19 protein-coding genes are annotated in these 22,215 nt (G+C 67.0%); 12 read left to right on the top strand and 7 right to left on the bottom strand.

Translation table 11 applies throughout. The features are described from left to right. The first annotated feature begins 236 nt into the window (after nt 1-236). A complete protein-coding gene (locus KZX46_RS14090) occupies nt 237-1,487 on the top strand; it encodes an MFS transporter (protein ID WP_219774528.1) in 1,251 nt (416 codons plus the stop codon). 12 nt (nt 1,488-1,499) lie between these two features. Here KZX46_RS14090 and KZX46_RS14085 read toward each other — a convergent pair whose 3' ends face one another. Both KZX46_RS14085 and KZX46_RS14080 read right to left on the bottom strand, forming a co-directional pair. Further along, on the bottom strand, nt 1,500-2,804 hold the full coding sequence (locus KZX46_RS14085; RefSeq protein ID WP_219774527.1) for an SDR family NAD(P)-dependent oxidoreductase: 1,305 nt from the start codon (nt 2,802-2,804) through the stop codon (nt 1,500-1,502). Nucleotides 2,805-2,872: 68 nt separating this feature from the next. After that, nucleotides 2,873-3,616, bottom strand: coding sequence for a hypothetical protein (locus KZX46_RS14080; protein ID WP_219774526.1), 744 nt, complete (start codon nt 3,614-3,616; stop codon nt 2,873-2,875). Nucleotides 3,617-3,780: 164 nt separating this feature from the next. Here KZX46_RS14080 and KZX46_RS14075 point away from each other — a divergent pair, with 164 nt between their 5' ends. Next, nucleotides 3,781-4,527, top strand: a complete 747-nt coding sequence (locus tag KZX46_RS14075; protein ID WP_216707453.1) for a DUF4437 domain-containing protein — start codon at nt 3,781-3,783, stop codon at nt 4,525-4,527. Here the strand turns inward: KZX46_RS14075 and hisD are convergent. From hisD to KZX46_RS14060, 3 genes are all read right to left on the bottom strand, one after another. Further along, a complete protein-coding gene (gene hisD, locus KZX46_RS14070) occupies nt 4,519-5,841 on the bottom strand; it encodes a histidinol dehydrogenase (RefSeq protein ID WP_219774525.1) in 1,323 nt (440 codons plus the stop codon). The genes KZX46_RS14075 and hisD overlap by 9 nt on opposite strands. A 1-nt stretch (nt 5,842) precedes the next feature. Next, a complete protein-coding gene (locus KZX46_RS14065; RefSeq protein ID WP_219774524.1) occupies nt 5,843-6,718 on the bottom strand; it encodes an oxaloacetate decarboxylase in 876 nt (291 codons plus the stop codon). 88 nt (nt 6,719-6,806) lie between these two features. Continuing rightward, nucleotides 6,807-7,631 carry a helix-turn-helix domain-containing protein gene (locus KZX46_RS14060; RefSeq protein WP_226896285.1) on the bottom strand — a complete coding sequence of 275 codons (825 nt, stop codon included), beginning with the start codon at nt 7,629-7,631 and terminating at the stop codon, nt 6,807-6,809. Nucleotides 7,632-7,788: 157 nt separating this feature from the next. On the opposite strand from KZX46_RS14060, the gene KZX46_RS14055 reads away from it, so the two are divergent. The 9 genes from KZX46_RS14055 (at nt 7,789) to KZX46_RS14015 (ending at nt 18,336) form a co-directional block, all read left to right on the top strand. After that, nucleotides 7,789-8,970: an NAD(P)/FAD-dependent oxidoreductase gene (locus KZX46_RS14055; RefSeq protein ID WP_219774522.1), complete on the top strand. Its 1,182-nt coding sequence runs from the start codon at nt 7,789-7,791 to the stop codon at nt 8,968-8,970. Next, complete coding sequence (locus tag KZX46_RS14050) at nt 8,967-9,734, top strand: arylmalonate decarboxylase (protein WP_219774521.1); 768 nt, start codon at nt 8,967-8,969, stop codon at nt 9,732-9,734. The genes KZX46_RS14055 and KZX46_RS14050 overlap by 4 nt, the downstream gene beginning before the upstream one ends. A 2-nt stretch (nt 9,735-9,736) precedes the next feature. After that, on the top strand, nt 9,737-10,480 hold the full coding sequence (locus KZX46_RS14045; RefSeq protein WP_219774520.1) for a DUF4437 domain-containing protein: 744 nt from the start codon (nt 9,737-9,739) through the stop codon (nt 10,478-10,480). After that, complete coding sequence (locus tag KZX46_RS14040) at nt 10,480-11,508, top strand: zinc-binding dehydrogenase (protein WP_219774519.1); 1,029 nt, start codon at nt 10,480-10,482, stop codon at nt 11,506-11,508. Before KZX46_RS14045 ends, KZX46_RS14040 begins: the two co-directional genes overlap by 1 nt. Further along, on the top strand, nt 11,505-12,914 hold the full coding sequence (leuC, locus tag KZX46_RS14035; protein ID WP_219774518.1) for a 3-isopropylmalate dehydratase large subunit: 1,410 nt from the start codon (nt 11,505-11,507) through the stop codon (nt 12,912-12,914). Before KZX46_RS14040 ends, leuC begins: the two co-directional genes overlap by 4 nt. Continuing rightward, complete coding sequence (locus KZX46_RS14030) at nt 12,911-13,498, top strand: 3-isopropylmalate dehydratase small subunit (RefSeq protein WP_226895963.1); 588 nt, start codon at nt 12,911-12,913, stop codon at nt 13,496-13,498. The genes leuC and KZX46_RS14030 overlap by 4 nt, the downstream gene beginning before the upstream one ends. 11 nt (nt 13,499-13,509) lie before the next feature. Continuing rightward, nucleotides 13,510-14,148, top strand: coding sequence for an isochorismatase family protein (locus KZX46_RS14025; RefSeq protein ID WP_219774517.1), 639 nt, complete (start codon nt 13,510-13,512; stop codon nt 14,146-14,148). Between the two features lie 240 nt (nt 14,149-14,388). After that, complete coding sequence (locus KZX46_RS14020) at nt 14,389-16,107, top strand: thiamine pyrophosphate-binding protein (RefSeq protein WP_219774516.1); 1,719 nt, start codon at nt 14,389-14,391, stop codon at nt 16,105-16,107. Between the two features lie 54 nt (nt 16,108-16,161). Next, nucleotides 16,162-18,336: a TonB-dependent receptor gene (locus tag KZX46_RS14015; protein WP_219774515.1), complete on the top strand. Its 2,175-nt coding sequence runs from the start codon at nt 16,162-16,164 to the stop codon at nt 18,334-18,336. A gap of 45 nt (nt 18,337-18,381) precedes the next feature. On the opposite strand, the gene KZX46_RS14010 is transcribed toward KZX46_RS14015, so the two are convergent. Next, nucleotides 18,382-19,848, bottom strand: a complete 1,467-nt coding sequence (locus KZX46_RS14010; protein ID WP_219774514.1) for an aldehyde dehydrogenase — start codon at nt 19,846-19,848, stop codon at nt 18,382-18,384. Nucleotides 19,849-20,144: 296 nt separating this feature from the next. Between KZX46_RS14010 and KZX46_RS14005 the strand changes: the two genes are divergently transcribed. Beyond that, nucleotides 20,145-21,572, top strand: coding sequence for a carboxylesterase/lipase family protein (locus KZX46_RS14005; protein ID WP_219774513.1), 1,428 nt, complete (start codon nt 20,145-20,147; stop codon nt 21,570-21,572). 65 nt (nt 21,573-21,637) lie between these two features. On the opposite strand, the gene KZX46_RS14000 is transcribed toward KZX46_RS14005, so the two are convergent. Next, complete coding sequence (locus KZX46_RS14000) at nt 21,638-22,168, bottom strand: nuclear transport factor 2 family protein (protein ID WP_219774512.1); 531 nt, start codon at nt 22,166-22,168, stop codon at nt 21,638-21,640. Nucleotides 22,169-22,215 lie beyond the last annotated feature (47 nt).

Here is a 22,215-nt window from a genome sequence, read left to right as displayed (position 1 = left end):
TTCTTCCGTCGGACTGGGGCGAAGAACTGCTTAGTGACAGAATGCCACAGGCTCGTCTCGACGCTAGGCGATCCATCCAAAATATTCGGCTGGTGAATAAATTGGGCAACACCCAAATCACTGCTCCGACACCATGATACCTTTTCATTGCCAGGGATCGCGACGGCTGCCGGCCTTGCCCGACCATCCGGGCTGTGCCAGCCAGCGGGCGTCGTGCGAGGCGAACGGAGGCGACGGTGGACCAGCGCAACGACACGGTATCCCGCTGGTCGCTCCAGGCGGCCGAATTCCGCCGCGGCTGGCGCCCGCTCGTCGCCTGCTCGGTCGGCACCGGGCTCGGCCTGTCGCCGATCCCGGCCTATACCGCCGGCATCTTCGCGACCGCGCTGCAGAAGCAATATGGCTGGCCGCGCGGCGAAATCCTGTTCGGCATCATCTTCGTCACGGCAGCGCTGGTCCTGCTCGGATCGAGCATCGGGCGGCTGACCGACAAGATCGGCGCGCGGCGCGTCGCGATTGCGTCGACGATCGGGCTCGGCATCGCGCTGATGCTGTTGTCGACCACAGGATCGAATATACTGACCTTCTACGCCGGCTGGGTGCTGATCGCGCTCGTCTCGCTCGGCACGTTGCCGATGACGTACGCCAAGGTCATCACCGGCTGGTTCGAGCACGCGCGCGGCCTCGCGCTCGGCATCATGCTGGCGAGCACCGGCATTTCGGGCGCGATCTTCCCCTTCTATCTCAACGCGCTCATCGCCGGGCCGGGGTGGCGCGTCGCCTATCTCGGCCTCGGCGCGCTGCCGCTGCTGATCGCGGTGCCCGTGCTGCTGGTGTGGCTCAAGGAAGCCGCGCCGCGCGAGGGTCCGACGGCAGCTGTCGAGGCGGACGGACTGTCGGTGCGTGAGGCTTTGCGCCAGTATCGCTTTTGGGCAGCGGCGATCGCGGCCCTATGCGTGGGTGCGGGCACCGGCGGTCTAATGCCGAACCTGATGCCACTGCTCGCCGACAACGGCCTGACACCCGGCGCGGCGACCAAGGTCCTCGCGGTGCTGGCGATCAGCGTGACGATCGGGAGACTGCTGTGCGGCTGGATGCTAGACCGGCTGTGGGCGCCGCTCGCGGGCACGATCCTCATCATCCCGGCGACGATCGCCGCAGTCGCACTGACGACGCAGCCCGGCGTGGTCGGCAGCACGGTCGCCGTCGCCGCGATCGGCTTGATTGCCGGGGCCGAGTTCGACCTCGTCGCCTATATGACCGGACGCTATTTCGGCCGGCGGCACTTCAGCGAGCTCTACGGCATCCAGTACGCCATCTTCGGGCTTGGGGCAGGCATCGCGCCCGCCAGCTACGGCGCGATCCGCGATCATCTCGGCAGCTATCACCCGGTGCTGCTGATCTCGGCCGGTCTGTTCGTCGCCTCCGCCGCGATCCTGCTGACGCTCGGACGCTATCCGGCGCGCTTTGCCGGGGCCGCGCACTGACCCGGCAGCGCTTCAGGGCAGATTGAACTCCAGCCCGCCCGAGACGCTGATTGCCTGACCCGATATCGGCGCGGCGGCGTCGGACAGCAGGAAGGCGACCATCCGTCCGATTTCGTCGGGCGCGCCGACCCGCCCGAGCGGCGTCTTTGGCTCGATCATCGCGCGGAAGGCGGCGGCCCCTTCCTCACCGAGCGAGTCGGCGACGCTGTCGCTCCAGATCAGCCCTGGCTGGAGCGCATTGATCCGCACTCCGCGCGCATTGCCCTCGGCGCGCGCGTAGCTTTGGCTCAGGCCGATCACCGCCGCCTTCGACGCGCCATAAGCCGACCCGCCCGGGGCCGCGCGGATGCCTGCGACCGAGGCGATGTTGACGATCGCGCCGCCGCCGCTGGCAGCAAGCGCTTCGCAGCAGGCGTCGATCCCGAGCATCGTCCCCATCAGGTTGATCCCGGTCAGGAAATCGAAGTCGGCGGCGGTGAGCGCGGCAATCGGCTTGTTGCGGGCCTCGCCGGCATTGTTAACGAGGCCGTGAAGCGCCCCGCATGCCGCCATCACCGCGTCGACCGCTTGCGACCACGCCGCCGGATCGGTGACATCGAGGGGTACGACCATTCCGTCGCCGCCCGTCGCGCGCACCAGTGCGAGCGTCTCATCGGCGAGTTTAGGCTTGCGCCCGCCGACCGCGACGAACCCGCCGAGCCGTCCGATCTCGACCGCCGTCGCACGCCCGATCCCCGACGTTGCCCCGGTGACGAGGATCGTCTTCCCCGACAGCCGAGTATCGTCCGATCCAGCGCTCCCCGACAGCAGCAGCTCACCACCGGTCATGAAGCTACTCCGGTCGTCGACCAAAGCCGCCAGGCTCGCACGGAACGGACCCTCTGCTACGTCATCGTCGAAAACCAGCCGGTTGCACCGCGGGGCGAGACCGACCTTCATCGCATCGAGGATCGCTGCAGTCGCGGACAGCCGCGTGCCCGCGAGCGCGGCATCGAGTGCCGGCGCGAAAACGCCGCGGGTCGGCGCGCGGCAAGCGATCACCATCGTCCCGCCGCCGTGTTTGGCCATGAAGCGGTGCGAATGCTGGAGCGCGAGCCAGTTCGACCGCAGGATCCGCTTCGCGTCGTCGCCGTGCTCCGACGGGCAGTGCACCATCACGTCGACCTCGCCTACAGCTGCCTGATGCACCTCGGCGATTTGGCGCCAGCCGGCCTCGTCGGCACAGTCCGCGGCGATCATGAAGACATTGTCGATGCGCCACAGGGCACGCGCCTCGGGTCCATCGAGCGCCGGGACTACGGCGAAGACGAGGTCCACCTGCCCGGCAAGCGCGGCGACGCTCCAGATGCCGATGCAGCCCTCGACCTGCGAGACCAGGGCGACGGTCAGACCCCGACCTCCGCACCGAAATTGACATAGACAATCGTCGGCCGGTCGGTTTGAAGCGCGCCGATCGCGCCGCCGGGGGGATAGAAGAAGTAATCGCGGCGATCCGCGCCCGGCACGGCACCGACGCCGACCGCGCCCTGCAGCACGAACAGTTCGAGATAAGTGTCGAGAAACGCTTGCGACGCCGCCCAGCCGACGGGGAGGCAGACGAGCGCCGACCCCTCGCCGCTATCGAGATCATGGCTCAGATGACACGTCGCGACCGCCGCTCCGAGCAGCATCCCCGACCGCCAGCCGAGCGACGCCACCGCATCGGCATAGGCGACCGGCGCACGCGGCGGCGCGTCGCCCTGCGCGACATACAGGTCGTCGGCTTCGGGCTCGTGGACCAGATTGACGTCGAGATCGCGCCCGATCCGCGACAGGAAGGTCGACTCCTCGCGGATCGCACTCTTGAAGCCGTGAACGGTGCGCGGCGGGTGAAAAACATATGCGCCGGGCCGGATCCACGTGCGCGAATCGAAACTGAAGCAGCCCGACACGCCGAGAATTTCCTCATAGGTCGTATGGAAATGCGCGACCTTGGGCGGGCTGTATCGACCCTCGACCGACAGCCGCTGGAGCGCGGTCCGCGCGCCGGTTTCGGGATCGCGGCTGAGGAGGCGGCTATGGAGCCCCGGCGGCCCGAGCGGCTGCCATTCCATCGCGTCGACGTCGAGCGCTTCGATCTGCGGTCGCATGATCCTGATTTCCGGTTCGCTTCCAAGCGCCCCATGCTAGCGCCGCCAGCGCCGCGAGCGCAGGATCAGCGTGCGAAATAATCGCCAGGCGATGATTTTCGACCAGAGGCTCGCGGTCGTGGCGCGCGCGCGCAGGATGGCTCGGCCAACCGGAGGACCCGAAGATGCAGGCCGTGCCACAGCTCGCGATCGATACCTCGGTGTGCGTCCACCGCGACGACCTTCCAGAACAAAGCGGCACCCTGCTCGGCGCGGCGGTCTCGCTACGGGTGCTGCGGCGGCTCGACGACGGCAGCGCGCGGAGCGCGATCGTGACCCTCTCGCCGCAATGGCGCGCTGAGTCCGACGTGATAATTTCCGGCACCACGCAACTCTTCGTGCTCGACGGCGCGCTTCAAATTGGCGACCAGCAGCTTGGCGAGGCGGGTTTCGCCATGCTGCCGGCGGGCACCACTGCCCTGCCCGTCTCGAGCGATGTCGGAGCCACGTTGATCGCGATCTTCGACTTGCGGTCCGCCCCGACGGACCGCCCGCCGGTCGTGATCGAGGACGTCTATACAATCCCGCCGTTCACCCCGATCATCGACGGCCGCCTGCTGGACGGGTTTGAGCGGCGCGTGCTGTGGATCGATCCCGAGACGAAGGCCGACACCCGCTTCCTCCGCGTCCCCGCAGGTTTCCGTGGCGCGGGGCCGAACTGGCATCCGGTACAGGAAGAAATCTTCTGCCTCGACGGCGACATCCAGCCCGACGACACCCGACCGATGCGCGCCGGATCGTTCCTGTGGAACCCGGCGCGCAGCATCCACGGCTTCGACGAGCATACCGTCGGCGGATGCCTGCTGCTCGAATGGCACGACGGCGACTGGGCGCTGACACCCGCGCCCGACGCCGTCCGCCCCTCAGCTTGAGCTGACCGGTTCGGCGCGGCCAGCATAGGGAATGTTGCGGCCGCCGTAGCGGCGCACGCGGATGTTGGCCTGCTCGCCGTGCCCGGCAAAGCCTTCGAGCGAGCACAGCCGCGAGCAATATTCGCCGATCATCGCCGACGCCGCATCGGTCGTGACGCGCTGGTAGGTGCAGGTCTTGAGGAACTTCCCCACCCACAGCCCGCCGGTATAGCGCGCCGCCTTGTTGGTCGGCAGGGTGTGGTTGGTGCCGATCACCTTGTCGCCGAACGAGACATTGGTCCGCGGACCGAGGAACAGCGCGCCGTAGTTCGTCATGTTGGCGAGGAAATAGTCGTCGTTCGCGGTCATCACCTGGACGTGCTCGGAGGCGATTTGGTCGGCGATGCGGACCATCTCGGCGTGGTCCTCGGCGACGATCACCTCGCCGTAATTCTCCCACGCGATGCGCGCGATCGGCGCGGTAGGCAGGATCGCCAGCAAGCGCTCGATCTCCGCCATCGTGTCGTGCGCGAGCTTCTCCGACGTCGTCAGCAGGATCGCCGGGCTGTCGGGACCATGTTCGGCCTGCCCGAGCAGATCGGTTGCGCACAGCTCACCGTCGACGGTCTCGTCGGCGATCACCAGCGTCTCGGTCGGCCCGGCGAACAGGTCGATCCCGACCCGGCCGTAAAGCTGGCGCTTGGCCTCGGCGACAAAGGCGTTGCCGGGGCCGACGAGCATGTCGACCGGGGCGATCGTCTCGGTGCCGAGCGCCATCGCGCCGATCGCCTGGATGCCGCCGAGCACATAGATTTCGTCCGCGCCCGCCATGACCTGCGCCGCGACGATCGCAGGCGCGGGTTTGCCGCGGAACGGCGGCGCGCAGGTAATGACGCGCGGGACGCCGGCGACCTTGGCGGTGATGACCGACATGTGCGCCGACGCCAGCAGCGGATATTTACCGCCGGGGACGTAGCAGCCGGCGGCGTTGACCGGCACGTTCTTGTGGCCGAGCGTGACGCCGGGAAGCGTCTCGACCTCGACGTCGTGGATGCTGTCGCGCTGGATCTTGGCAAAGCGGCGGACTTGATCCTGCGCGAACTGGATGTCGGACAGGTCGAGGTCGCTCAACTGGTCGAGGCAATCCTGCTTGTCGCGGTCGGACAGCAGGAACACTTCGGGCGACCAGCCGTCGAAGCGCTGCGAGAGTTCGCGCACCGCCGCGTCACCGCGCGCCCCGATGTCGGCGAGGATCGTCTCGACCGTGTCGCGCACCGACCGGTCGATCGCGGCCTTTTGATCGGCCTTTGCGCCGCGCTTGAGCCAGATTGCCATGTTATTCCCCCACGGGCGCTGCGGCCCATTTGCGCTCGAACGCCCACACGTCCTCGAAGCCGATCAGGCTGCAGAAGCGCTTGAAATCGAAAACGTCCTGCGCGGGCGCGGTGCCGTCGCCGCTGCCCTTGAGCGTCCGCAACGCCGCCTCGACCGCGGCGCTCGCGACGAGGCTGGTCAGCGCCGGGAAGATCGCGATTGAAAAACCGATGTCCTTGAGCGTCGCGACCGGCAGGATCGGCGTGATGCCCCCCGTCGCCATGTTGGCGAGCACCGGCCGGTCGAGCGAGCCGCACACCAGCCGCATCTCCGCCTCGCTGCCGAGCGCTTCGGGAAACAGCACGTCGGCGCCCGCCTCGGCATAGGCGTCCATCCGCCGCCGCACGCCGTCGAGGCCTTCGCTCTGCATCGCATCGGTCCGGGCGATGATAAGGAAATCGGCGGTGCTGCGTGCGTCACGGGCGACCTTGATCTTGTCGACCATTTCCTGCTGCGTGACGACGCGCTTGAACGGAGTGTGGCCGCACTTCTTGGGGAATTGCTGATCCTCGATCTGGATCGCGGTGACCCCCGCCGCTTCGAACGCGCGGACGGTGTGGTGGACATTGAGCAGCCCGCCATGACCGGTGTCGCCGTCGGCGATGACCGGAGCGTTGGAACTGCGCACAAGCGTCGCCATGCGGTCGGTCATCTGCGTGACCGAGGCAATGCCGGCATCGGGCAGCCCGAACGCCGACGCAGTGAGCCAGTAGCCGGTTCCGTAAACCGCGTCGAAGCCGACATCGTTGGCGATGACGGCGGTGATCATGTCCTGAATGCCGGGTGCGACGATAAACTCGCCGCGCCGCAGTTTTTCGGCCAGTGCCGGGTCTGCCATCAGTTCGAACCCCTCGGATGTGCCGGATCAGGCTAGCCGAGGAGACGGGCAGGCTCGACCGCGCGGCGGCCTAATCATCGCCTGGTGATTATTCGTCCTGCGGTTCGGGCTGCGGCAGGTTGCGTTCGAGATCGGCCTGGATCGCGAGCGCGGTGCGGCGCAGCGGTTCTAGCAGCCGCTCGATCGCCTTCGACATCGACGCCGCCTGCGCGAAAAAGACCAGCGCGAGTGAGCCGAGCAGCACGCCGTTCTCGAACAACGGCACCGCGATCGACGACGTCCGCCCGGGATTGGCCGAGTAAGCGGTCCGCGCAACCGCAGCATAGCCCGCCTCGACGATCTTCGCGACCGCGTCGCCGTCGCGGAATTCCTTGATGATCAGGCTGTCGAGCCCCTGGCTGTCGGTCGCATATTGCTTGAGCAATTCGGCGCGCTCCTGCGCACTCGCATGGGCGAAATAGACCCGGCCCGAGGCGGAGGAGAGCAACGGCACCTGCCAGCCCGGATAGTAATTGTTGAAGGTCAGCGACGTGATCGTGCTCGTCGAATCGCGCACCATCATGTGCTTGCCGACGCGGGTGACGACGCTGACGGGCCAGTCGATCAACCGCGTCAGTTCGACGATATGCGCGCGCGCGGTGCTGACCAGCCGGTCGTGGTTCTGGAAGCCGCACGATAGCGTCTGCACCAGCGCGGTCGGGCGGTAGCGCTTGCGCGACGGCTCCTGCTCGATCAACCCGACCTCGACCAGCGTCCTTACGATCCGCGTGGTGGTGGGATATGGCAGCCCGACCGCCTCCGAGATGTGCGTCAGCGTCAGCGAGCTCGACCGGTTGATCGCCTGCAGCACGGCGACGCTCCGGCTGATCGCCCGGATCGACGCACTCTTTTCGCTCTGCGTCTCGGTGGACATGGGCAAAGACTTTCCTGTCGCGCCTGCCCTGTCAAGCAACCTCCCTCCCCGCCGGGGCGACAATCGCCAGGCGAACAAAAAATAGCCGCCGTTCGCCAGACCCGCGAGCGAGGTGCGAACAATCCGGTCCAGCGGCAATCCGCACCCGGGGGGATCCATGAAGCAAGTCGAAGTATTGGTGGTCGGTGCGGGGCCGGTTGGCGCAGTCGGCGCGGCCCGGCTCGCGTCGATGGGGATCGATACCGTGATCTGCGAAGCGCAGACGTCGCTGTCGCACGACCTGCGCGCATCGACGTTCCATGCCTCGACGCTCGAAATGCTCCACGAGATCGACACCGCCGAGCCGTTGATCGCGATGGGCCTAAAGGCGCCGGTCTATCACCTGCGCGACCGCCAGAGCGGCGATACCCTTGCGTTCGACCTGACCGAGCTGGCGGACATGACGCGCTTCCCGTTCCGCCTCCAGTGCGAGCAGACGCATCTGGCCGAGCTGCTGACGACCCGGCTCGCCGCAACTGGGGCAGACCGCTTCCAGCTCGGCACCGCGCTGGTCCATGCGCGCGAGGAGGGCGACCGCGTCATCGCGACGCTCGAACGCGACGGGCAGCGCTTCGATGTGTCGGCGAAGTTCCTCATCGGTGCGGACGGCGCGCGGTCGCCGGTGCGCGGACTGATGGGCGTCGGGTTCGAGGGTTTCACCTGGGAAGAAAAGTTCGTCAGCTTCTCGACGCGCTTCCCGATCGAAGACCACGTCCCGGGCCTCGCCTACGTCAACTACATCTCCGACCCCGACGAGTGGCTTGTGCTGCTGCGGGTGCCCGGCCTGTGGCGCGTCCTCGTGCCGGCCGACGGCAACGAGACCAACGACTATCTCGTCTCCGACGAAAACGCCGCGAAGGTGTTCGCGCGCATCGTCGGCGATATCCCGGTCGAGACCGACCACCGCACGATCTACCGCGTCCACCAGCGCGTCGCCGAAAGCTTCGTGCGCGGACGGATGGCGATCGTCGGCGATGCCGCGCATCTCAATAATCCGCTCGGCGGGTTCGGCATGAACAGCGGCGTCCACGACGTGTGGAACCTGTGCGACAAGCTGTACGCGATCCTGCGGCAGGACGGCGATGCCGAACAGCTCGCCCGCTTCGACCGCCAGCGGCGCAGCGTGACCAAGAGCTTCATCCAGGCGCAAACGATCGAGAACAAGGCGCAGATGGAGGGCATCGGCGACCGTACCCGCGAGCGGATGGAGCGGATACACGCCGACCCCGCGCTGCGTCGCCAGTATCTTCTGCGCCAGGCGATGTTCGAAAGTCTCGCCGAAGCCGAGGCTGTCCTGTGAGCGCGCCGGTCCGCCGCAACGCCGATACACAAGGCTACCGCCACAAGTTCGGCGTGCTCGGGCCGTCGACCAACACCATCGTCCAGCCCGACTTCGACGACCTGCGTCCGCGCGGCGTCACCAACCACTACAGCCGCATCGTCGTCGACAACGCCAAGGCGGTGTCGAACGAAAGCTTCATGGCGGGCGCGTGGGAGATCAGCCACAACACGATCGACGCAGTCCGCGGCGTTCTGACGTCCGCCCCCGACTATCTCGTGATGGGCATGTCGGCAGTGACATTCTTCGGCGGTGCCAAGGGCGCGCAGCAGTGGCGCAAGACCGTCGAGGACGTCGCCGGCCTCGGCGTCAGCACCGGCTCGGAAGCCCTTGCCGCGGCGCTTGCGGCGTACGGCGGCATCAAGAAGGTCGCGTTCTTCTCGCCATATTATCCGACCGCCAATGCCGAGGTCCGCAACTTCCTGTCGGACTATGGCTATGAGACGGTGCGCGACATTCCGCTACAATGCCCATCGTGGACGGCGATCGCCGAGGTCGACGAGCGGCGCGCGATCGACACGTTCAAGGCACTCGACGGCGACGACGTCGACGCGCTGATCCAGGTCGGCACCAACCTGTCGGCGATCCGGATCGCCGCCGCCGCCGAAACGTGGCTCGGCAAGCCGGTGATCGCGATCAATACCGCAACCTACTGGCACGCACTGCGGCACAATGAAGTGACTGACCAGATCGACGGCTTCGGCCGGCTGATGGCGGAGTTTTGAACATGGCTGCACCGGTCAAGCTGACACCGCCGCTCGCGCGCATTTCCTCGGGGGCCATGCCGTGGGAAATGCTCGGCACCCACGGGCTGCGCCGCCAGTTGCTCGGCTACGACCCGGCGACCGGCCATGCGACGTCGCTCGTCGATATTCCCGCGGGCTGGCGCGGCGGCGGCATCGCGCATTTCCACGGTGCGTTCGAGGAGGTGTACATTGTTGCCGGTTCGGTGACGCTCGACGGGCGCAACTACTGGCACGCGGGGGATTATTTCTATCGCCCGGCGCACATCGTCCACGGCCATGACGAGCGTTCGGAGGAAGGCGCAACGGCGCTCATTCGCAGCGACGGGCCGCTCCCGCTCAACCTGATCCACGATCCGATCGACCCCGACGAATATCCGCTGCCGCTGATGAACGATCCGCGCGGCCACCTGAAATCGCTGCCGGTCGCCGACGTCATCGGCATTTCCGACGCGGCTTTCCCGCACGGCTGGTCGATCCGCCCGCTGAGCGCCGATCCTGTCAGCGGCGCGCGCACGCTGATCGCCGATGTCCCCGTCGGATGGATCGGGGCAACCAAGCCGCTCGGTGTGGCGTGGGAGGCGTTTGTGCTCGACGGACAAATCGCGGGCGCGACCACTTACAGCGCAGGCGACTATAGCGCGGGTGGACCGCGCGACGTTCCGCTCGGCGCCGTCGCGAGCTACGGCGGCTGCACCGTCCTGTTCTGGCTGTTCGGGCGCGACTGATGCGCGCCGCGCGCATATTTGGCCCTGCCGACCTGCGCGTCGTGGACCTCCCCGTCCCCGCCCCCGGCCCCGGTGAAGTCCTCGTGCGGGTCCATGCCTACGCCCCGTACGGAACCGACGTCGGCGTCTACCTCAACCGCGGCGGACGCTACGTGTCGGAATATCCGGTCGGGGTAGGCGCGGACTTTTCAGGCACGGTCGCCGCGATTGGCGAGGGCGTTTCGGGCTTCACCGTCGGGGAGCGCGTCGCGGCGCTGGCGCTCGACCACTGCGGAGCCTGCTCGAATTGTGCGGGCGGACGTACCAACCTCTGCCTCGATCCAGCGTTTGCCGTTCCGGTGCGGCAGGCGTGCTGCGAGGATTATGCGATCGTCGCGGCGCGCAAGCTCGCAGCCGTGCCCGACGGTGTCGGGTTCGAGGATGCCGCGATGCTCGCCGGGATCGTCGATGCGCTCAACGCATTCGACAAGATGGGCCTCGCCCCCGGCGATCCTGTTGCGGTGGTCGGTGTCGGGGCGATGGGGCTTGGCGCGATCGCCACCGCACGGGCACTCGATCTCGACGTCATCGCGCTCGGCGGGAGCGGCGCGCGCGCCGATCTCGCCGCGCAGCTCGGCGCATCGCGGGTCTTCGCGATCAAGGCGCACGACGAGTATCTGGCTGGATACGTCCGTTCGCAAATCCCCGGCGGTTGCGCTGCAGTGATGGAGACGACGGCGTCGGCGTGGGGCATGCGACAGGCCTTCGCCATCGCCGCGCCCGGCGGCATCGTCGCGCTGACCGGCGGCAACGACTTGCCGGTGTCGAGCTGGGACGTCGTCGATCGCGAACTCCGCATCGTCGGCGTGCGGGCGGGCACCGGTCAGGCTGAGGCGATGCAGTTGATCGCCGACGGCAGGCTCGACCTCAAGCCGTCGATCGGCGCGCGCTTTACCCTCGAGCAGGCGCCCGAGGCGTTCGCGCTGCTCACGAGCGATGCCGCGCGCGACATCGGGCGAGTGATGATCACGATGGACGCCGGCGCATGACCGCGCGCACGCTCTACGCCAAATTGTGGGACAGCCATGTCGTCACTGACTACGGCGACGGCACCGCGCTCCTCTACATCGACCGCCACCTGCTCCACGAGGTCAGTACGCATCAAGCGTTCGCCGCGCTGCGCGCCACCGGCCGCGTCGCCCGCCGGCCCGAAGCGAACCTCGCGGTCCCCGACCATGCCGTGCCGACCGAACATCGCGACCGGCCGATGGCGGGACTGGCGGGCGCGCAGGTCGCGCGGCTCGCACAGAACGCCGCCGATTTCCACATTCCCTACATCGACCTGACCGATCCGCGACAGGGCATCGTCCATGTCGTCGGGCCCGAACTCGGCTTCACGCTTCCGGGCATCAGCCTCGTCTGCGGCGACAGCCATACCTCGACGCACGGCGCGTTCGGCGCGCTCGCGTTTGGCATCGGCCAGACCGACTGCGCGACCGTGCTGGCGACGCAATGTATCGTCCAGGCGCGCGCGGCAACGATGGTCGTGCGGATCGACGGGATGCCGTCGCCGTGGGTGGGGGCGAAGGACATTGCGCTGGCGCTGATCGGCCAATTCGGCGCGGGCTACGGCATCGGCCACGCGGTCGAATATGTCGGCCCCGCGGTGTCGGCGATGTCGATGGCGGCGCGCATGACCCTGTGCAACATGGCGATCGAGGCGGGCGCGCGGGTCGGGCTGGTCGCGCCCGATACGACGACCTTCGCCTTCCTGCGCGGCCTGTTGATGGCACCCGCAGGCGCGGCGTTCGACGCAGCCGAAGCCTATTGGCGCACCCTCCCGACCGATGCTGGTGCACGCTACGACCGCGAGCTGAGCTTCGACATTTCGTCGCTAGCCCCCCAGGTTACGTGGGGGACCAACCCGCAGGACGTGGTGCCAGTGGGCGGCGTCGTGCCCGACCTGGCTGACACGCCCGACGACGCCGCGTGCGCGCATCGCCAGCGCTCGCTCGACTATATGGGGCTGACCGCCGGCGCTCCGATGACCGGGCTCCCGATCGACCGGGTGTTCATCGGGTCTTGCACCAACGGCCGGATCGAGGATTTGCGCGACGCCGCCCGCGTCGCTGCCGGTCGACACGTCGCGCCGACGACGCGCGCGCTGGTCGTGCCGGGGTCGATGGCGGTACGGCGGCAGGCCGAGGCCGAGGGGCTCGATCGCATCTTCCTCGACGCCGGCTTCGAATGGCGCGAGGCGGGCTGTTCGATGTGCGTCGCGATGAACGACGACCGGCTCGCGCCCGGCGAGCGCTGCGCGTCGACTTCCAACCGTAACTTCGAAGGACGGCAGGGGCGCGGCGGCCGGACGCATTTGATGAACCCGGCGATGGCGGCGGCGGCGGCGATCGCAGGCCGTCTCGTCGATGTGCGCGATCTGGGCGTGGGGGCGTGACGCCGTTCGTCCGTTTGAGCGCCGCCGCGCTGGTGATGCCCGAGGACCGGATCGACACCGACATCCTGTTCCCCGCACGCTTCCTGCTGCTGATGGAGCGCGAGGGTCTCGGCCGCTATCTCTGCTACGACCGCCGCCACGATGGCGACGTGGCCGTGGCCAATCCGTTCGACGACGCCGCCGGGCCGATCGGCGTCCTGATCGCGGGGGCCGAATTCGGCTGCGGATCGAGCCGCGAACAGGCGGTATGGGCGCTCGCCGATTTCGGCATTTGCTGCATATTCGCCGAGAGCTTCGGCGAGATCTTTGCCGCGAACTGCGTGCGCAACGGGGTTCTCGCGGTGACGCTGCCGCGCGAACAGCTTGGCCTGCTGGCGGACATGGCGGCAGCCGGGCCGCTCGACGTCGATCTGCCCGCGCAGCGCGTCGGCGGCGGCAACGGCATCGCTTTCGATGTTCAGCCCGCGACCAAGAAGCGGCTGCTCAACGGCTGGGACGAGATCGACACGATTCTCGGAGACGCCACCGCGAGCATCGCCGGTTTCGAGACCGTGCAGCGCACCCTGCAGCCCTGGCTTTATTGAAGGACCGCCCGATGAGCGACGATCTCGCGTCGAATTACGCCCGCGCCTTTGGCCGCTCGGTCGGCTTCGGCGAGCGCCCGGCGCTGCTGCTGATCGACTTCGTGCAGGGCTATTTCGACCCCGCCTGCGACCTGTACTCAGGCGTTGAGGCCGCACTCGCCTCGGCCCTGCGGATCCGTGCCACTGCCCGCCGCGCGAACGTGCCGGTGATCTTCACGAACGTCGTCTATCACCCGATGGCGCTCGACGGCGGGCGGTTCTTCGAGAAGTCGAAGCCGCTGCGCTATTTCCTCCGGGGCAACCCGATGGGTGCGTGGCCCGAAGGACTCGCTCCCGAGCCCGACGAACTCGTTGTCTCGAAACAATATCCGAGCGCATTCTTCGGCACCTCGCTCGCCGCGACCCTGACCGCGGGCGGGATCGACAGCGTGATCTTGACCGGCCTGACCACGAGCGGGTGCGTGCGCGCGACCTGCGTCGATTCGATGAGCCACGGCTTCCGCACCTCGGTCGTCGCCGAGGCATGCGGCGATCGCCACGCCGCTCCGCACGACGCGAACCTGTTCGACATGAACGCGAAATATGCCGATGTCGTCCACGAGGCCGATGTCCTCGCCTTCCTCGAGACCCGCGAAGCACACGCGATCTAAATCGCCCGGTCGCCGCTTGGCGACGACTCCTTTTGTACGTTATCGGTCTCACGGTCGCGGTGCGACAGGACGGTCCGTCCATTCGCGCAGCGTGACGATTTTGCGACGTCCGATATTCACCAGGTGAGGAAAAGCCGTGTCGAGACTGGCGCGTCAGACATCGCTGATCGATCATGTCTTCGAAGCGGGCGTCAACCGCACAATCTGTCGCATGGGGGCTCAGTTTCGCATGATTGCTGCTTGCCCTCGACCGCTCCTGACCCACGATCGCTCAAGTCGGTGATCGCGGCCAAGCTTCTTGCGAGATCGATCCTCGCGACGGGCACTGCGACCGTCTTCGCGCTCGCCGGGGCGACGCACGCCCCGCTGTTGATGGCGCTCGAAGATGGCGGCGCGACGATCATTGGCGGGCGGCACGAGAGCGGCACCGTTGGTGCGGCCGACGGTTATGCGCGGCGGACCGGGCGGATCGGCATCGCGCTGATCGTCGCCGAGCAAGGCCTGCAGAATGCGCTGACCGCAATCATGACCGCGGCGCAGGCCAATTCTCCCATCGTCGTCATCGCCACGCGCTTTCCCGACAGCTGGATCGAGCCGGCGATCAGCTATGCGGTCGATCGCCATGAGCTGACCGCGCCCGCGATCAAGTTCAGCCGTACCGTCCCGTCGGCCGACCGGCTGGCGGAATATTTTGCCGCGGCGTGCAAGGCTGCGACCGAGGGCGTTCCCGGCCCCTCGCTCCTCGTCCTGCCGATGGACATGATGACTCAGGACGTCGCCGATGTAATCGCGTCTCCCCCGGTGGCGATGCCCCTGCCGCCTGCACGCATCGAACAGATCGCCGAGGCGGTCGCCATGATCGCCGCTGCAGACCGCCCCATCGTCGTCGTCGATGGCGGTGCAGCCCGCGGCGATGCGGGTGCCGGCCTTCGCGCGCTGGCGGCGCTCGGCGTGCCGGTGCTCGGCAATGCGCTCGGTCGCGGGCTCGTTCCCGAAGTCGCGCCGACCGGCTATCCGTGGCCATACGCACAGCGCGCCGCGGCGCAGGCCGATGTCGTAATCATCGTCGGCGCGGAAATGTCGATGTGGTTCGGCTACGGCAAGGCACCGCGCTTCGCCACGGATGCGCGCTTCATCCATATCGACGACAATGCGCGCGCGATCGGGCGTAACATCCCCGTCGAACTGCCGATCGTCGCGCATATCGGCGATACCGTCACCGCGATTGCCGACACCCTCGCCGCCGACGGCTATCGTGGCGACCCGAGCTGGCTGACTCACGCACTCGCCGAACGCGCGGCACGGGTCGACAGCTTCGTCGACCGCGCCGAGCCGGCCATTCACCAGATCGAGATCGGCGCCGCGCTCGATGCGGCGCTCCCCGAAGATCGGCTGCTGGTCGGCGACGGGGCGGACATCCTCAACTTCACCTTCGCCAGGCTGCGCCTGCATCAGCCGCGCAGCTACGCCGACCATCTCCCGCTCGGTGCGATGGGCATGGGCTTCCCGCTCGCGGTCGGCATGGCGGCGGGCGAAGCTGACCTTGCGCGGGATCGCGGCGGCGAACCCGCACCGACCGTCCTTGTCAGCGGCGACGGCGCGATCGGCTTCTTCCTCGCCGAACTCGACACGATCCGCCGCGCCGCGCTCCACCTCATCGTCGTCGTCAGCAACGACAGCAAATGGGGCACCGAGTACCACGGCCAGCAACTCGCCTACGGCCGTACCACCAATACCGAGCTGGGCGCGTCCGATTATGCCGCGATCGCCCGCGCGTTCGGCTGCGCCGGGGAGTCGGTCAGCGATCGCCCCGCGCTCAAGGCCGCCATCATCGCCGCGGTCGCGCGGCCGGGACCGACGCTGATCGACGTTCAGGTCGATCCGATGGGCGGCGCGGTGCGCAAGGTCGATCCGCTGCTCGGCATGATCCTGTTCGAAGACATCGCAAAAAAGACGTGAGCTGGCGTCCCGTCTGACGGGACGCGGGGGAGGCCAATGTCAAAGGAGTTTCATATGCGCGTTTTATTCGGCCTGCTCGCGACGGCGGCTATCATCTGCCCCATTGCCGCGTCGGCGCAGGACGCACCGGCCGCAGTTCGTGCCGCCGACGCCCCGACCATGATCGCCGATGCGACCGTCCCCGAAGGCGACATCATCGTCACCGCCGAGCGCCGGTCGGGCTCGCTGCAAAAGACCCCGATCTCGGTCAGCGCCTTCCCGACGACCGCGCTCAAGGACCTGCAGATCAATCGCACCGCCGACCTGCAGCGCTTCGTGCCGAGCCTCAGCGTCGCGCAGGGCACCGTCGACCCGACCACGCTGACGATCTTCATGCGCGGCGCCGGGCAGAACGCGGGCACGTGGGTCGGCTACGAGTCCGCGGTCGGCCTGTATGTCGACGACCTGTATTTCTCGCGGCTGACCGGGGCCAACGTCGATCTCGCCGATCTCGAGCGGATCGAAGTGCTGCGCGGGCCGCAAGGCACGCTTTATGGCCGCAACACGCTCGTCGGCGCGATCAAGTACATCACCAAGAAGCCCAGCGCGACGCCGTTCGGCAGCTTCGACGCCGAGGCGGGCGAATATGACATGGTCCGCCTCAAGGGCACCATCTCGACACCGCTTTCCGACAATTGGGCGGCGCTGGTCGGCGGTAATTACTACCGCCGCGACGGCTTCTCCAACGCGCCGGCGCTCAACGACCGGCATTACGGCGACCGTGAGGAATATGGCGGGCGCGCGGCGATCAACTACATCGGCACCGAGCCCTTCGAACTCTACGCGTCGGGCTTCTACACCCACGCCCGCAATGATGGGTCGATCGGCCTCGCCACCAGCCCGGTGACGCTCCAGCCCGCAACCAGCAACCCGTACGATTATCTCAGCCCGATCAAGGGCTATGGCGGCTCGACCACCTATGGCGGCAGCGTCACGCTCGGTTATGCGCTGACCGACAACGCCAAGATCAAGTCGATCACCGGGGTCATCGGCGGCAGCCAGGACATTCTCGCCGACACGACGGCGGGCCGCCCGACCAACGGCCCGGGCAACTATTTGCTCGGCTTCGACCGACTGACCTCGCACTCGTCGCAGACGCAGATCTCGGAAGAACTGCAGATCGTCGGCGACGCGTTCGGCGGCAAGCTCGATTATATCGGCGGCCTTTATTACTTCCACGAGAAGGGCGAGCAGAGCCGCCAGGACCTGCTGCTGTCGATCTACAACACCCTGCCCCAGCTCGTGCACATGACGACCGACAGCTATGCCGCATTCGGCCAGTTGACCTACAAATTGACCGACCAGCTCTCGATCGTCGGCGGCGTGCGCTACACCGACGAGACCAAGTCCGTGCTCGGCCAGACGCAGGCCGGGCTCACCGCGACGACCTATGCGCAGATCAATGCAAAGCGGCCGGCGAAGGCGTGGACGCCGAAGTTCGGCATCAATTATCAGGTCACGCCGACGATCCTCGCTTACGCCAGCGCGTCGCGCGGGTTTCAGGCGGGCGGGTTCAACTATCTCGCGGTGGTCAACGCCGCGTCGTACCGGACCGGCTTCGATCCGCAGACGGTCTGGGCGTATGAGGCCGGTCTCAAGACGCAGTTCCTCGACCGCAAGGGCCGCTTCAACCTCGCGCTGTTCCGCAACGACTTTTCGAACATCCAGACCAACGTCGTCGTCGCCGGATCGTCGCTGACGCAGAATGCGGGCACTGCGCGGGTGCAGGGTGTCGAAGGTGAGTTCTCGCTGACCCCGGTCGAGGGTCTGACGCTGTTCGCCAACGCCTCGTACAACGACGACAAATATCTGTCGCTCAACCCGGCGTCGGCGGCGGCGACCTCGGGTGCGCGTTATATCCCGAACGTGCCCCACCTGCAGGCGGCGGCCGGCTTCACCGGTGCGATCCCGATCGAGGTCGGCAAGATCGAACTCGGTGCCGACTACTCGTTCATGGACTCGAAGTATCTCGCCGCGAACGATGCACCGATCACGCTGATGCCGTCGTACAGCCTCGTAAACGCGTACATCGGGATTGCGCCGGCCAACACGCGGCTCAATCTGCGCCTCTCACTCGCGAACCTGCTCGACCAGCGCTACCTCGTCTACGGCAACGTTCTCGGCGCTTACGGCATCCGCAGCCCCGGCGACCCGCGCACCTTCAAGGTGTCGATCAACTATCACTATTGAGGTGCATCACCCCTGCTGGACACAAGTCCGGCAAGGGTTGGCGAACTAGGCGAGTCCCATTCGCGCCATAGCTATATCGCCGACCGGGATGCTCGTCGTCTTGAGCTCGGTGAAGAAATCGGCGCTGCTTGTCGCGCCGTCGCGACCGATGCCCGATGCCTTGTAGCCGCCGAACGGTGCGCGCAGCTCGCGCATCATCGGCGTGTTGATCCAGATCGTGCCGGCGCGGATGGTCCGGCTGCACCGCATCGCCGTCGCGAGGCTCGTCGTCCAGACATAGGCGACGAGCCCGAAGTCGGACGCGTTGGCGATCGTGATCGCCTCGTCGATCTCGTCGAAAATCAGGATCGTCGCGAACGGCCCGAAGATCTCCTCCTGACACACCCGCGTCGCGTTCGACTTGGCCAGCACCGCGATCGGTTCGACGAAGAAGCCGCGCTCGAGCCCGGCTGGCCGCCCGCCGCCCGTCAGCAGTTCAGCCCCTTCGGCCGTGGCGATGTCGATGTACGACAGGATGCGGTCGCGGTGCCGCTCGAACAGGATCGGCCCCATCTCGGTCGTCGCGGCGAGCGGGTCGCCGATACGGATGGCTTTCGTTCGCTCGACGAAACGCGCGATGAACTGGTCGGCGATCGACCGATGGACGAGGATGCGCGAACCGCCGAGGCATTGCTGCCCGTTGCTGCTGTAGATGCCGAGCAGCGCGCCATCGATGGCGCGTTCGATGTCGGCGTCGCCCGCGATGATCGCCGCCGACTTGCCGCCGAGTTCGAGGATCGTCGGCGTCAGGTTGCGCGCAGCGGTCGCCATGATCGCGCGGCCGGTCTCGCTGCCGCCGGTGAAGCCGACCATGTCGATCTGCTTGTGCGCGATCAGCGCCTCGCCGGTGATGTGCCCGCGCCCGTTGATGACGTTGACCACACCCTTCGGCAGTCCCGCCTCGTGCATCAGCTCGACCATCCGGCAGACCGACTGCGGCGTGTATTCAGAGGGCTTGAGCACGCAGGTGTTGCCGAACGCGATGCAGGTCGCGACGCGCATCGACGCGAGCGCGAGCGGCGCGTTCCACGGTGCGATCAGCGCGGCGACACCCTTGGGCTCGCGCGTCACATAGGTCAGGTAGTCGGCGTTCTGCGAATAGGTTTCGCCGGCGAGCCCGCTCGCGATCTCGGCGAACGAGCGGAAACTGGCCGCCGCCCGCGCGACATGCCCGCGCACGCTCGTGAGGGTCAGCCCGGTGGTGCGCGCCTCGAGCGTCGCCAGTTCATCGGCATGCACGAGCAGTGTGTCGTGGATCGCGTACAGCACGTCGTTGCGCCGGTCGGTCGCGAGCCCGGCCCAGCCCGCGAACGCCGCGCGCGCCGCATCGGCCGCCTGCCCGACCTCGTCCGCGTCAGCCTCGCGTAACTGGCAAAGCAGTTCTTCTGTAGTCGGATTGAGCGCCGGCAAAAGCGTCCCATCTGTGCCACCGACTGCCACGCCGTCGATCAGGCTGGTTACGATCTCGGTCATGCTGGTGCCTTTGACGTGGATGGTGCGCGGCGACAACACGTCCCGCGATCGGATGACGACGCGCCGACCGCCATTGTTGGACCTTCACAGTGAAGCGCCGATCGATCGACGCGACAATCTTTTGGCCACGCTTTTGCTCGCCTTGCGACTTTTTCGGCAGCGATATCGAGAAGGCAATGTGGCGCGGGTCGGCGCCTGCGTTCGCCCTGACACGTGGGATTTGCAGCAACTTCTCAGATCGAGAATGGTACTGTGTCGCGTCGCTATCCTCGCGCGTTATTCCGGAGACGTCGGACATGAAATCACAAGGCCTCATCGTCCTGATGTCGGCGCTCGCGATCGCCTCTCCGGCGGTGCTCACCGCCCAGACTAGCGACGCTGCTGTTGCAACGACCGACAGCGGAAGTGTGCGCGGCGCGATAGCCGACGGGATCGCTAGCTGGAAAGGCATTCCGTTCGCCGCGCCTCCGATCGGGGCCCTGCGGTGGCGTGCTCCACAGCCTGTTAAAGCGTGGCGCGGCGTGCACGATGCGACCGCCTATGCGCACGACTGCATGCAGCTGCCGTTCCCCAGCGACGCCGCGCCCCTCGGTACGCGGCCGGCGGAGGATTGCCTGTACGCGAACGTCTGGAGGCCCGCCGCGGCCACCGGCAAGCTGCCGGTAATGGTCTGGATCTACGGCGGCGGCTTCGTCAACGGCGGAGCGTCGCCGCCGACCTATGCCGGGGCCAATATCGCCATGCAGGGCGTGTTGTTCATGAGCTTTAACTACCGCGTCGGGCGCTTCGGCACCTTTGCCTTGCCGCAGCTGACCAAGGCCGACCCCGACCACGGACGCCTCGCGAATTACGGGACCATGGACCAGATCGCGGCGCTCGACTGGGTCCGGCGCAACATCGCGGCCTTCGGCGGCGACCCGGCAAACGTGACGATCGTCGGCGAGAGTGCCGGGGGCATGTCGATCCATGCGCTCGTGACTTCGCCGCTCGCGACCGGCCTGTTCCAGAAGGCGGTGATCATGTCGGGCGGCAACGGTCGCTCCGATCTGGCCAAGACGCTCGCCTCCGCCGAGCAGATCGGCATCGACTTCGCAAAGTCGCAAAACATCGATCCCACCGCAGGCAACGCGCTCGACGCCCTGCGCGCGCTGACCGCCGAGCAGGTGACCGATGGGCTCAGCATAATGCAGTTGTTCCGTCCCCAGCCCGGCCCGCCGACCTTCAGCGGCCCGGTCATCGACGGCACGGTGATCACCGACAACGGCGTGGCTTACGCCGCCGGTCGTTTTGCCAAAATCCCGATGGTGATCGGCGCCACGAGCGCCGACATGGGCGGCAAGGACGGCTTCATGATTGCCGGTGCTCGCGACGCCGCCGCTGTGCTCGCGGACAAAGGGGTCCCGGTCTGGGAGTATCGCTTCTCCTACGTCGCCGAGTCAGTCGGCCAGCCAGGCGCGCAGCATGCCACCGATATCCCGTTTTTCTTCGACACCACCGCAATCAAATACGGCGACAAAACCACGCCGAAGGACGTTGCCATGGGCCGGACGATCAGCAGCTATCTTGTCAATTTCGCCAAAACCGGCAACCCGAACGGTGCTGGTCTGCCGAAGTGGCCAAGCTATGCGCGCGCCAGCAACGATCTGATGGACTTTGCCGCTGACGGGACGGCAAAGGCGGAACGCGACTCGTGGAGCACAGAAACCGCGCAGCATCGCAAGTAAGCGGCCATCGCGCCGCGATCCCAATTACCACAGCAGTGATGGGAGAAACGAGCGCCGCGATGCGCTCAAGCCCCTCCCCCATTCGCAGCTGTTAGCGGCGCGCGGTCAAGATCACGTATAAATTCGCTGGCGATCTTCCATCGGCCTCCGACCTTGAGCAACTGCAGCGTCTTCCAGCCCGATGAACTCCCGGCTGCGTCGGTATTGACGAAGACCAGCGAGACCTGCGCCAGCTTGCCGTCTTGCAAAATCTTGACGTCCTTGAACGCCTGCCGGAACGGGGCGCCTTCGAACACGCCCTTTCGGAACGCTTCGTAATTGTGCGTACCGCCCTCGACTGAGCCACGCCGCACTGCGCTGTCCGCATCGGAGAAGGGTATCGCTTTATTGAGCAGCAGTGTCTCGAACAGCGTCTGGTCTTTCGTGCTCACCGCCTTGGTATAGGTGTCGAGCAGGGTCTGGATCGCGCTTCGATCGTCCCCGACGCTCTGGAAACTGGGGTCGCCAAGTTTCGTTTCGGCTGACAGCGTCCCGGTGCATGTCACGGCGAGCAGAGCGACAACCGGCCAGCTCAGAACCTTCGAAACTTGTACCATGGAATTATCCTGCGCATGCATCTGCCGCGAGCGAATTACGCGGTGCC

Source organism: Polymorphobacter sp. PAMC 29334 (assembly GCF_019431245.1).
Lineage (GTDB): Bacteria > Pseudomonadota > Alphaproteobacteria > Sphingomonadales > Sphingomonadaceae > Polymorphobacter_B > Polymorphobacter_B megasporae.
The sequence above is the reverse complement of the archived record's forward strand: the minus strand, read 5'-3'. Positions and strand labels throughout refer to the sequence as shown.

What these genes read in the sequence shown, in the direction of transcription:
- KZX46_RS14080 (WP_219774526.1), bottom strand. Translation starts at nt 3,616, where the DNA reads ATGCGACCGCAGATCGAAGCGCTCGACGTCGACGCGATGGAATGGCAG.
- KZX46_RS14075 (WP_216707453.1), top strand. Translation starts at nt 3,781, where the DNA reads ATGCAGGCCGTGCCACAGCTCGCGATCGATACCTCGGTGTGCGTCCAC.
- hisD (WP_219774525.1), bottom strand. Translation starts at nt 5,841, where the DNA reads ATGGCAATCTGGCTCAAGCGCGGCGCAAAGGCCGATCAAAAGGCCGCG.
- KZX46_RS14065 (WP_219774524.1), bottom strand. Translation starts at nt 6,718, where the DNA reads ATGGCAGACCCGGCACTGGCCGAAAAACTGCGGCGCGGCGAGTTTATC.
- KZX46_RS14060 (WP_226896285.1), bottom strand. Translation starts at nt 7,631, where the DNA reads ATGTCCACCGAGACGCAGAGCGAAAAGAGTGCGTCGATCCGGGCGATC.
- KZX46_RS14055 (WP_219774522.1), top strand. Translation starts at nt 7,789, where the DNA reads ATGAAGCAAGTCGAAGTATTGGTGGTCGGTGCGGGGCCGGTTGGCGCA.
- KZX46_RS14045 (WP_219774520.1), top strand. Translation starts at nt 9,737, where the DNA reads ATGGCTGCACCGGTCAAGCTGACACCGCCGCTCGCGCGCATTTCCTCG.
- KZX46_RS14040 (WP_219774519.1), top strand. Translation starts at nt 10,480, where the DNA reads ATGCGCGCCGCGCGCATATTTGGCCCTGCCGACCTGCGCGTCGTGGAC.
- leuC (WP_219774518.1), top strand. Translation starts at nt 11,505, where the DNA reads ATGACCGCGCGCACGCTCTACGCCAAATTGTGGGACAGCCATGTCGTC.
- KZX46_RS14025 (WP_219774517.1), top strand. Translation starts at nt 13,510, where the DNA reads ATGAGCGACGATCTCGCGTCGAATTACGCCCGCGCCTTTGGCCGCTCG.
- KZX46_RS14015 (WP_219774515.1), top strand. Translation starts at nt 16,162, where the DNA reads ATGCGCGTTTTATTCGGCCTGCTCGCGACGGCGGCTATCATCTGCCCC.
- KZX46_RS14010 (WP_219774514.1), bottom strand. Translation starts at nt 19,848, where the DNA reads ATGACCGAGATCGTAACCAGCCTGATCGACGGCGTGGCAGTCGGTGGC.
- KZX46_RS14005 (WP_219774513.1), top strand. Translation starts at nt 20,145, where the DNA reads ATGAAATCACAAGGCCTCATCGTCCTGATGTCGGCGCTCGCGATCGCC.
- KZX46_RS14000 (WP_219774512.1), bottom strand. Translation starts at nt 22,168, where the DNA reads ATGGTACAAGTTTCGAAGGTTCTGAGCTGGCCGGTTGTCGCTCTGCTC.